Source organism: Variovorax sp. dw_954, from assembly GCF_018449755.1.
Classification (GTDB): domain Bacteria; phylum Pseudomonadota; class Gammaproteobacteria; order Burkholderiales; family Burkholderiaceae_C; genus Variovorax.
This window is the reverse complement of sequence record NZ_JAAVVD010000012.1, coordinates 217700-228414: the sequence shown is the minus strand read 5'-3', so window position 1 is coordinate 228414 and position 10715 is coordinate 217700. Positions and strand designations below refer to the sequence as shown.

Here is a 10715-nt window from a genome sequence, read left to right as displayed (position 1 = left end):
ATGCAGCGCCTTGCTGGCCGCACGCACGCTCTGGCGGAACTCGCCCTTGTCGGCCAGCGCCACCGCCTGGCTGCAGTACTGGTAGCCCGACAGCTTGATGTTGTCGTTGGCGTACAGCACCGCGCCGTCGTTGCTCAGCGCAAGGATGGTGTCGGTGTCGGCGAGGCGCGCCTTCTCCTGCTGGGCGGCGATGGCCTCGGCATCGCGCGTGGCGGCGGGACGCGGGGTCTGCGCCGTGGCCCAGGGCATGCCGAGCAGTGCCGTGGCCAGTGCGATCCACCGGGCCCACGATGCCCAGCGCGGCGACGCTTGCCGCTCAAGTCTCGACAGACACTCCATGGGACCTCCCTGCGACGTGCCCTTGGGTCAATGGCCCGCGAGTTCCACCATGTAGGCGGATCCAACTCGCTCCTGCGCAGATGATTCCGAAGCTGATCATTTGCTCGACTCCATCGCGGCAACGCCGCGCGCACTTGCGTCCGTTCGCTTTCGGCTCCCTTTCGCGCGGACTATGGCCCCGCATCCGTACATGGCGCATCACCCGGAATGAGTAGCGCGATCCCACCGCAATCTCGAGATTCGTCGGTCTCTTTTGCCGTCGATGCCGATTGAAACGACGGTAGTTGCAAGATGCCCGTCGCGACAGCGCGAAGCGATGAATGAGCGAGCGGAGCGACGAAACGCCCCTTCTGCACGACGAATCGACCGCAAGTCGCTTCACGTTCGACATCAAGCAGGAGCCGGTGCCCTACGCGCGTGTTCATGCCGATGGTCGCGGCCGTACAGTTGAAGGCATGGCAAGCCACCCGCGCCCGACCACCATCGCCGAATACATCGAGCGTGCGCCACCCGAGGGCCAGCCGCATCTGCACCGCCTCTACGCGATCCTCAAGGAGGCCGCCCCGCACGCGACGGAAGCGATCAAGTGGGGCACGCCCTTCTTCGTCGAGCCGCGCTTCCTGTTCGCTTTCTCCGCACACAAGGCGCATCTGGACTTCACCCCGACGGAAGCCGGCCTGGCGCCCTTCCGCGTGGAACTCGGGAAGCACAAGACCACGAAGAACATGCTCCAGGTTCCGTACAAGCAGGCCTTGCCGGAGGAACTGATCCGCACGATCGCGATGCACCGTGTCCGCGTCGTGCGGGAACGCGAGGACGACAGCTTCTGGTAGCGCGGGCCGGCCCGGGGGGGCTGCGCAGTGTTGGGCGATTCGCGTCGCACCCCGCAGATTTTTCTCGCGACGATTGAACCGATCGCCGGTTTCCCGGAATGAACCCTGCAGCGATACACAGGAGTAGAGTTTCTGACCACCTCACTTGACGAGCCGCCCATGCCGAGCCCGCCGCGCCACGCCTTCCGGACACCGGATGCGGGAGCGGTGTCGGCCGAGCGCGTCGAGGCCGGGTTGGTCAGCCGGACAGCGGGCGGCGAGTTGCCGGCGTTCGAAGCGCTGTACCGGGCCTACCATCCGCGACTCACCCGGTTCCTGGACCGCATGACTCGGCGGCCATCGCTCGTCGGCGAACTGCTCAACGACACGATGATGGTCGTCTGGAACCGGGCCGGTACCTACAACGGCCAGTGCAAGGTATCGACCTGGATCTTCGCGATCGCCTATCGCAACGCCATCAAGGCACTGAGCCGGTTGGACGAACCCGTGCCCGACGCGCCCGATGACGCGCATCCCGCACCGCAGGAAGCCGGGCCCGAGTACCGCGCCTCTCAATCGCAACTGCGCGCACACCTGGCAAAGGCACTGGACCATCTGTCGGTGGAACAACGTGCGGTGGTCCAGCTCACCTACTTCCACGGCATCGACTACCGCGAGATCGGCGAGATCGTCGGCTGCCCCGTCGACACCGTGAAGACGCGCATGTTCCACGCAAGGCGCCGCCTGAAGGCCATGCTGCCCGGCACGATGGAGGACTGGCTGTGAGTGGGCGCGTGGTCCATCTCGGCGGCGACGTGCACCAGCAGGTGCAGGCCCTGCTGCCCTGGTATGTCGGGCAAAGCCTCGATCAGGAGGAGCGCGCCCGCGTCGAGACGCACATTGCCGAATGCCCGCGCTGCCAGGCCGAACTGGCCTGGGAGCGGCAGCTCCAGGCGGAGTGCGCCGGTATCGAGGAAGTGCAGGGCAATGTCGAGCACGACCTTGCGCAACTGCGCGAGCGCATGGCCCGCGTTGCCGACCCGCACCGCCAACGCCGCGGCTTTGTCGCGCGCCTGAAGGATCACTGGCGCGCCAATCCGGCCTGGACACGCCGGGCATTGGCCGGGCAATTCGTGTTGATTGCGGTACTGGGCGGCGCGCTGCTCCTGTCGCTGCCTCCTGCGCCGCAATTCCGGGCACTCGGCGACGCTGCCTTGCCATCGGCGCAAGACGGCGCCGGTCGCCTGATCGTGCGATTCCGCCCGGACGCGACCGAGCAGGATATGCGGCGCGTGCTGCGCGACAGCAAGGCCCGCCTGGTCTACGGGCCGACGGCCACCGACGCCTGGTTGCTGAGCGTGCCCGCGGACCTCGAATCGGCTGCGGTGAAGCAACTGCGAGAAGAACGCTCGGTGCTGCTCGTCGAGTCGCTCGACGGTCGGGCGGTGCCGTGAAGCGGCTGTGGCTGGCCTGGCTGCTGTTGCTCGCGTTGGTGCAGCCGCATGCCCTCGCGGCGGAGGGCGACCCGGCCGGCGATCCGGTTGCGGCATCGGCTGTGGCCGGCCAGCAGGTCCTGCTGTTGCTGCGCTTGCCACCGGAGCATTTCCGGCCCGAGACCGCCTATTCAGGCGGCTATGGCGACGGCCCCGCCACCGGCGCAAGGCGGCGCGTGGCCATGGCGCTGGCTCGCGAACATGGACTGACTCTGGTCACCGACTGGGTCATGCCACTTCTGGGCGTGGATTGTTTCGTGATGACCGTGCCGGACGGCGAACTGCCCGAACGCGTGGCGCAAGCGCTGTCACGCGATGCCCGCGTGGCGTGGGCCCAGCCCATGAATGTCTACCGAGCCAACGGCGGTGGCGATCCGTTGTATACGCTGCAGCCCTCGGCACAAGCCTGGCACCTGCTGGATCTGCATGAAACGGCCACGGGCCGCAACGTCCGGGTGGCCGTGGTCGACAGCCGCGTCGACAAGCACCATCCGGACCTGGAAGGCCAGGTGGCATTGGAGGAGAACTTCGTCGATGGCCGCGGGGATCTCCCGGAGGACCACGGGACGGCGGTGGCCGGCATCATCGCAGCGCGCGCGGGCAATGGCGTCGGCATCGTGGGCGTGGCGCCGAATGCGCGCCTGCTGGCACTGCGCGCATGTTGGCAGGAGAACCCGCAGTCCACCGCCTGCACCAGCCTGAGCCTTGCCATGGCCCTGCATTTCGCGATTGCACACAACGCGGACGTCATCAACCTGAGCCTCAGCGGGCCGCCCGATCGCCTGCTCGACGAGCTGCTGAACGTGGCGCTGTCGCGCCGCATCAGCGTGGTCGGCGCCGTCGACAGGCATCGGGCGAATGGCGGGTTTCCCGCCTCGCATGCCGGTGTCGTCGCGGTGGCCGACGACGACGGCCAGCCGGCGCTGGAAGGCGCCTTGCTGGCACCGGGTCGCGACGTGCTCACGACCTTGCCCGATGGCCGCTGGAATCTGGTCTCGGGCGCGTCCTATGCGGCAGCCCACGTCACCGGGCTGGTCGCCTTGATGCGGGAGCGCTTGCCGGCGCAGGCTGCACCGGCTTCCATCGCCAGCATCGCCCTTTTCCCTGGCGGAGCCGTCGACGCCTGTGCCACACTGGCTCGCGTCGCCGGCAATGCTGCCTGCGTCCGCACCGTGACGCGTTCCTCGAATCCTCCCAACGATCGCCCGTGACATGCCGGCCACGGGTCTGCGTGTCGCGCTCGTTCCCCCGCTCGTCCTCGCCTGTGGCGCCGCGTTCGCGCAGGTCGGCTGGAACATCGCCTTCCTTTCCGACGATCGCTACCGCGGCGTGTCCCTGAGCGACGGACAACCCGCGGTGCGCCTGAGCGTCGGCTTCGATGCGCCGAGCGGATGGTTCGGCGGCGCGTCGCTGACGAGCGTGTCGCTGGGCCAGGATGAGCGGCAGTTGCAAATGCTTGGCTACGGCGGCTTCGTGGGCCGGCTGACGGACCGCCTCGGCTGGGAAGCGGGTGTGATCGCCGTCCACTACACGGCCGACACGCGCTACGACTACGGCGAGGCTTTTGCGGGCCTGACCGGCGAACGATGGAACCTGCGGGTGCACTACGCGCCGGACTATTTCGGCAGCGGTGCGCGCACCGTCTACACCGAGTTCAATGTCGGGCTGCCCCTCTCCCAGATGACACGCGCGACGGCTCACGCCGGCGCGCTGGTGCAAGTCGGAGGCGTTCCGGCTGCCGGCGAGCGGACGACGCTGGATGGAAGCCTGGGCCTGGCGGTGGGACGCGATGCGTGGGAAGTACGGCTTGAATGGGTCGCCGGCGGGCGTGCCCCGATCCATCCCATCGGCTATCGCCGCGCGGCAAGCAGCGCACTCGTGTTGAGCGCGTCCCTCGCGTTTTGAACTCGCAGTGAACCTTTAGTCCCGGGCGCGGAATTCACCGAGGCCCGACCGAAAGGAATCGCAGTGACTGCCTATCGCCCGACCTTGTGTGGGATCGCTTGTGCCAGTGCACTGGCGCTGCTTGCCTGCGGTGGCGGTGGTGGCTATGGCGGCGGCGGAAACCTCAATTTACGGCCGCATTGACGTCAAGTCCTCGATGCAAAGGAGAAATTCATCATGAGACGCACAGCAGTTGTCGTGTTCATTTCAGGCATTTCGCTGGTCCTCAGCCTGAGCGCCATGGCCGCGGGGGGTGGCAGTGGCGGCGGCAGTGGCGGCGGCGCCGGCGGCGGTTCTGGCGGGAGCGGCGCCGAGACGACCAACCCCGACCCCGACTTCCGCGCCGGCATGGCCGCGGTCCACAAGAACGACTGGCAACAGGTCGTGGTCTCCATGACCGCCTACACCGCCCGCGACCCCAACAACGCCGACGCCTGGAACGAACTCGGCCATGCGCACAGGCTGCTCGGCAACATGGATGCATCGCTGAATGAATACGCCAAGGCGCTGAAGATCAATCCGAAGCACCGGGACGCTCACGAGTACCTCGGCGAGGCCTACCTGCAGATGGGCGACCTGGCGCGCGCCGAACAGGAACTGAAGACGCTCGATTCGCTCTGTTTCCTGCCCTGCGAGCAGTACACCGACCTGAAGGGCGAGATCGCGAAGTACCGGAGCAAGCAGGCCAAGGCGGGGACGTGATCGCGACCTTTGCCGAGGTCATTGCCATGACTCCAGCTCCAGCGTCCGCGTGCCGCCGGTGACATACGCCAGGCGCTCGGCCGGCTCCTCGCGCTGCACGCGCACGAGGCCCACGCCGCGGCAGTACCACTCGGTGCTGGTGAGCGGCATGTCGCGCCACCCGCGCACCGCGTCGGCATAGAGGCGCAGCATGGCGGTGCCCTTGACGCGCAGGCAATGCTCGTAGTGCCCGGCGGGCACGTCGACCGCTTCGTCCTCCGCCTCGATCTGGTAGCTCATCGGGATGCTCGGATGCTCGTGGCGGATCTCGCGCGGGAAATCATTGCGCCGCATCAGCAGGTAGGCCGTGGTGCTGGCCTGCCACTGCGTGCCCGTGGTGAATGGCGCGCGCAGCACGAAGCGCTGGGGTTTGTCGGGCTTCGGTGAATCGTCGAGATCGCTCTTGCTGGCCACGCGGTAGATGCCGGTGTCGTCGGCGCGCAGCCAGTAGTCGACGCCGCTGTCGCTGCGGCGGCGCCAGGCCGGGCCGCCTTCGAGCCCTTCGTCCGACGAAGAACCGAGCGTGCGCAAGACGAGGGTCTCGCGCTCGGTAATGCCGTCCTCGCCCTGCGTGGTGACGCGGTAGGTCCAGCGATGGCCGCCTTCCAGCGGAAAGTATGAGTTCGACGGGCCGCCGGAGTGGCAGCCGGCGATGAAGGCAAGTATCACGACGAGGCCAGCGCGCATCACTTCTCCGGCAACTGCGGCACCGGCATGTCGCGCAGTTTGATCGCAGTCTCATCATTGCCGGGCCGCAGCCAGGCGAGCCCTTCCTTGCGCACCTTGGGCTCGGTCGTGCCAAGCTGCGTCACGCCTTCCCGCACTTTCTTCATGCCGTCGTTCAACAACGAGTGCAGGTCCTTGCTGTAGGGCAGCCGATAGGCGCGCGGCTGCGCAGCCGGCTTCCCATCCTCGATCGCATTGACCCACACGTAGAGACCGCCCGCGCGCTTGCTCGTCGGCTCGTCGATGACGGCAGCGAGCAGCACGAAGCGCTCGGGCATCGCGTCCGGACTCGGCCAGCCCCACATGCGGTGCACCACGTCGTCGGCATAGAAGTAGAAGCAGGTCACGCTGACCACCAGCACGCCCTTGAGCCACGCGGGCCAGCGCGACCACAGCAGCGACATCATCGCCAGCAGCACCAACGCCGTGAAGCTCAGCACAAGGCTCAAGGTCATGGTCGCTGCACCAGGTTCTTCGGCAAGGTGTTGATGTTGGCGACGCTGCCGTCGGCCAGGATGGTGAAGCGCGCGGCCGTTGCCTCGTCGCCGGGCCGCGCGAGCGTGACCTTGCCGTTGAAAACGATCTCGGCGCGGGGGTTGACCCTGGTGACCGCCACTGTGACCTCCACCGGCCGCCCGTCGCGCGACTGGTAGTACTGGACGTTGACGGTGAACTCGCCTGGAACGATGCCGCGGATGGTCACCACCTCCTCGCGGAAGGGGCTCATGATGCGGTGCCCGTCGATGAGGGTTGACGCATTGGCGTCGCCGCGGTCGTCGCGGTCGAGGTACATGAGGCCGGCCTCGCGCTGGCGGAACCAGACGAGGTTGCCGGACGGGTCCTGCACCCAGGTGTCGATATCGTTGGGGTTGCGGTCGGGCCAGTCGACGGTGATGAGGTATTCAGCCTTGGAGCGCACGTCACCGGCCTTGAGCGCCTTCGGGTTCATGGCCAGCAGCGCGACGATGAAGCAGAAGACGAAGGCGATCAGCATGTTGAACAACATGTCGTAGAAAGGGTCGACTTCGGGCTCGCGGCGGACGTGGCGGCGGCGCATGTCAGCGTTCCATTGGGCTGCGGGGCGCCTGAGGCTCGAACACGGACTCGGACTCGGTCCAGGGCGAGGGCCGAGGCCACCGGGTATTCCCCTCCGCGAATGTCCCCCGCCCTTCGGGCTCCTCCTTTATTTCGCTGCGGGGAACACCCGGCACCCTCAGCCCTGGACACGCTGGGTCGTGCAGGCTGGTGCGCGACCACGGTGTGTCTGGATCACGTCGATGGTGTGCTCCCCGCAGCGAAATAAAGGAGGAGTCGGCAGTCGAAGACTGACGGCGGGGGACATTCGCGGAGGGGAGTACGCCGTCGGCGTGAGCCCGCGCACAGTCCACACGATCGGCTGTCGGGGGTGAATATGGCAAGCGCCAAAGCTGGTTCACGGCGGCTCCCCCAATTGCCCCTGCCAGCGCGCCAACCCGACACGCTGGATATCGGCCACCAACTGGTCCGCATACCGGTCCAGCCGCGTCAACTGCAGCCCCAGCAGGATGTTCCCCACCAGCCCGACCATCGTCGTCAGCAACGCCACGCCCAACCCGGTCGTCAGGCTGCGCAACAGGTCCTGTGACTGCCCCGCATCGAAGCCCTGCATGTGGCCGATGTCGAGCGCGAGGATCGAGAAGCCGATCACCTTGCCGAGCAGTCCCAGCTTGAGCTGTACGGCGTTGACCCACCAGGCGGTGCCATGGGGCCCGTGCGTGTGCTCCATCAGCAGGTCGAGCGCGGTGTCGGAGTTCGCCTTGTCCTGCGACAGCGCGGCCCAGTAGTCCGCCGCCCATCCCGGCGCGGTGCGCCCAGCACCGAACGCGTTGCGCTGCACCTGCAGCACCCGCGCCCGCGCCCCGCACCACAGCGTCGAGGCCGCGAACACGATCACGATGACCAGCGTGATGCCGGTCGGGTCCGAGTTGAGCAGCAGTGCCCACACGCCGCGCGCGCCGAGCAGCCAGGTCGCGAAACCCAGCACGCCGGCCAGCGCCAGCCACTCGAGCCACAAGGGCTCGGGTGGTGCGCCAGCCCGGCGTCTCAGCGTCAGGCCGAGCCTGGCTTGGGTGCCCATGCCATGCACCAGCCTTCCGCCGCGATCTGCTTGCGGCCGAACATGGCGCAGCCGGCCCATGGGTCGGCCACGGCGCCCTGCCACATCGCGCAGTTGACGCAGCGCTGCGTGGCCGCATGCTTCGGATACTTCTTCTGGTCCACGCTCTTCGTGTCGTGCTTGTAGCCCAGCGCGATCGAGGTCTCGTCCGATTCCTCGGCATGCGGTGCAGCCCATGCGGTCACCGGCACCAAGGCCACGATGCCAACGCCTCCCGCCATGCGACCGGCGAAAGCCCTCCGCGTGACCCCGGCGGCCACGCCTTCGTCGTTGATCTGCTTCATCGTGCCGGCCTCAGTTGGATGCGACCTTGGCAACGCCGCCGGCCTGTGCCGTGCGCGACGTGCCACTCCCCGCACCCGGGATCTTGAAGACCCACACCATGCCGCCTTGCTCCAGCAGGTTGACCTTCTTGGCCACCTCGCCGCCCCATAGCGGCACCGCGCCGCCCCAGCCCGACACCACGCTCACGTACTGCTCGCCGCCCTGCATCCAGGTGATGGGCGGCGCGACGACGCCGGAGCCGGTCTGGAACTCCCAGACCACCTTGCCGGTCTTGGCGTCCGCCGCCTTCAGGTAGCCCTCCGGCGTGCCCCAGAACACGAGGTTGCCGCCGGTGGTCAGCACCCCGCCCCAGAGCGGCGCGCTGTTCTTCACTTCCCAAGCCATCTTGCCGGTCTTCGGGTCGATGGCGCGCAGCGAGCCGATGTAGTCCTCGTTGAGCGGCCTGATCGTGAAGCCCGCCCCAAGGTAGGCCGCACCTTTCTTGTAGGCGACCGGCTCGTTCCAGATGTCCATGCCCCACTCGTTGGAGGGCACATAGAACATCTTCGTGTCGGGGCTGTAGGCCATCGGCATCTGGTTCTTGCCGCCGAGGAAGCCCGGCGCGGCGAACACGGAACTTCCCTTCTTGCCGTCGGCGCCCGCTGTCGGATCACCGGGCCGGTTCTCGGGGATGAAGTTGGGGCGACCCGTCTTCAGGTCGATGCCGCTGGCCCAGGTGATCTTCTTGACGAACGGGAAGGCGTTGAGGAGCTGGCCGGTGCTGGCGTCGTTGACGTAGAAGAAGCCGTTGCGGTCGGCCTTGCCGCCGACGCGCTTGCCGTCCATGTCGAAGGTGACGAACTCGTTGACGCCGTCGAAGTCCCAGCTGTCGTTGGGCGTGCCCTGGTAGCTCCACTTGATCTGGCCGGTCTTCACGTCGATGGCCACGGTCGAGCACGAATAGAGGTTGTCGCCCTGGCGCAGATGGCTGTTCCACGGCGCCGGGTTGCCGGTGCCGAAATAGGCCAGGCCGGTCTTCGCGTCGTAGGTGCCGCCGAGCCAGGTGGCGGCGCCGCCGGTCTTCCAGAGGTCGCCGGGCCAGCTCTTGTTCACCGTGCCGGAGATGCCGTTCTCCTTCTTGTTTCCATCCTTGTCGAAGGTGTAGCCCATGTGGCCTTCGACGGTGGGACGCACCCACAGCAGCTTGCCGGTCTTGGGGTCGCGCGCCTCGACACGGCCGACCACGCCGAACTCGCCGCCCGAGACGCCGGTCAGCATCACGCCATTGGCAATGATGGGCGCGGCGGTGGCCGAGTAGCCCGCCGCATAGTCGTCGATCTTTTCCTTCCACACCACGTCGCCGGTGGCCTGGTCGAGCGCCACCAGTTGTGCATCGAGCGTCGCGAAGATCACGAGGTTGTCGTAGAGCGCGGCGCCGCGGTTGACCACGTCGCAGCAGGGCATGATGCCTTCCGGCAGGCGGTGCTCGTACTTCCAGAGCTTCTTGCCGGTGGTCGCGTCGAGCGCAAAGATGCGCGAGTACGACGCGGTGACGAACATCTTGCCGTTCATGATCACCGGCTGCGATTCCTGCCCGCGCTGCTTCTCGCCACCGAAGGAGAAGGCCCACACCGGCAGCAGCTTGCCCGCGTTGGCAGAGTTGACCTGCTTCAGCGGCGAATAGCGCTGGCCTTGGGTGTTGATGCCCCAGGTCAGGATGTTGCCGGTGGCCGTGGCCTCGGACTGGATCATCTTGTCGGTGACCTGCGCGTGGGCGCCGGCGGCGGCCAGGCCAATGGATATGAGCGCGGTTAAGAGCTTCAGTTGCATGGTGTCTCCTCGGGGTGGAACGTAGGTCTCGGACACGCTCGAAGAAGCGTGCCCTCCGCGTTCCAGGGGGCAAGGGCCATGCCATGCGCCGACACCGCCGATTGCGGCCTGGCGGAACGATTTGGCGCAGTGGTCGCGCGGGTTTTCCCGTTGCGTTGCTACAAGGTTGAACAGCTCACCCGTGACGGGCGTGGCATCGCGTCACAGTGCTCGCGTGCGTCGCCACAGACGGCGCGAACCAGCGCTCCGTAAGGTCATCCCGCCCTGTCTCGGCGCCGCATCAGGGTTTTCCCGACAATGAGCTCATCTCCCCTTCCGAAATCCTTGCATGTTGATCCTCCTGCTCGTCCTCGGCGCAGCCGTCGCCCTCGTTGTCCATGGCGTGAAGACGTCCCCGGCGGTCGACGAGTC

General features: G+C 67.2%; 12 protein-coding genes and 1 pseudogene. 6 read left to right on the top strand and 7 right to left on the bottom strand.

Annotated elements, in window-relative coordinates; genetic code table 11:
• Positions 1-339 (bottom strand): annotated as a pseudogene (locus HB681_RS20045) (hypothetical protein); the annotation flags it as partial.
• A gap of 320 nt (positions 340-659) precedes the next feature.
• On the opposite strand from HB681_RS20045, the gene HB681_RS20040 reads away from it, so the two are divergent.
• The 6 genes from HB681_RS20040 to HB681_RS20020 all read left to right on the top strand — a co-directional run bounded on the left by HB681_RS20040 (position 660) and on the right by HB681_RS20020 (position 5290).
• Entirely contained in the window at positions 660-1172 is a 513-nt protein-coding gene (locus HB681_RS20040) for a DUF1801 domain-containing protein (protein WP_213956627.1), read from the top strand.
• 159 nt (positions 1173-1331) lie between these two features.
• Positions 1332-1937 (top strand): sigma-70 family RNA polymerase sigma factor, encoded by a 606-nt coding sequence (locus HB681_RS20035; RefSeq protein ID WP_213956626.1) that lies wholly within the window; start codon positions 1332-1334, stop codon positions 1935-1937.
• Positions 1934-2605: a zf-HC2 domain-containing protein gene (locus HB681_RS38160; RefSeq protein WP_345944703.1), complete on the top strand. Its 672-nt coding sequence runs from the start codon at positions 1934-1936 to the stop codon at positions 2603-2605. Before HB681_RS20035 ends, HB681_RS38160 begins: the two co-directional genes overlap by 4 nt.
• Complete coding sequence (locus HB681_RS20030; RefSeq protein ID WP_345944702.1) at positions 2602-3855, top strand: S8 family serine peptidase; 1254 nt, start codon at positions 2602-2604, stop codon at positions 3853-3855. The genes HB681_RS38160 and HB681_RS20030 overlap by 4 nt, the downstream gene beginning before the upstream one ends.
• A 1-nt stretch (position 3856) precedes the next feature.
• Positions 3857-4549 (top strand): TorF family putative porin, encoded by a 693-nt coding sequence (locus tag HB681_RS20025; protein WP_213956624.1) that lies wholly within the window; start codon positions 3857-3859, stop codon positions 4547-4549.
• Between the two features lie 216 nt (positions 4550-4765).
• Positions 4766-5290, top strand: coding sequence for a tetratricopeptide repeat protein (locus tag HB681_RS20020; RefSeq protein ID WP_213956623.1), 525 nt, complete (start codon positions 4766-4768; stop codon positions 5288-5290).
• Between the two features lie 18 nt (positions 5291-5308).
• Here HB681_RS20020 and HB681_RS20015 read toward each other — a convergent pair whose 3' ends face one another.
• From HB681_RS20015 to HB681_RS19990, 6 genes are all read right to left on the bottom strand, one after another.
• On the bottom strand, positions 5309-6016 hold the full coding sequence (locus tag HB681_RS20015) for a hypothetical protein (protein WP_218628262.1): 708 nt from the start codon (positions 6014-6016) through the stop codon (positions 5309-5311).
• A complete protein-coding gene (locus HB681_RS20010; RefSeq protein ID WP_213956622.1) occupies positions 6016-6510 on the bottom strand; it encodes a hypothetical protein in 495 nt (164 codons plus the stop codon). Before HB681_RS20010 ends, HB681_RS20015 begins: the two co-directional genes overlap by 1 nt.
• Entirely contained in the window at positions 6507-7112 is a 606-nt protein-coding gene (locus tag HB681_RS20005) for a hypothetical protein (RefSeq protein ID WP_213956621.1), read from the bottom strand. The genes HB681_RS20010 and HB681_RS20005 overlap by 4 nt, the downstream gene beginning before the upstream one ends.
• Before the next feature lie 375 nt (positions 7113-7487).
• Complete coding sequence (locus HB681_RS20000; protein ID WP_213956620.1) at positions 7488-8171, bottom strand: MotA/TolQ/ExbB proton channel family protein; 684 nt, start codon at positions 8169-8171, stop codon at positions 7488-7490.
• Entirely contained in the window at positions 8144-8494 is a 351-nt protein-coding gene (locus HB681_RS19995) for a high-potential iron-sulfur protein (protein ID WP_213956619.1), read from the bottom strand. Before HB681_RS19995 ends, HB681_RS20000 begins: the two co-directional genes overlap by 28 nt.
• Positions 8495-8504: 10 nt before the next feature.
• Positions 8505-10304 (bottom strand): PQQ-dependent methanol/ethanol family dehydrogenase, encoded by a 1800-nt coding sequence (locus HB681_RS19990; protein ID WP_213956618.1) that lies wholly within the window; start codon positions 10302-10304, stop codon positions 8505-8507.
• Between the last annotated feature and the right edge of the window lie 411 nt (positions 10305-10715).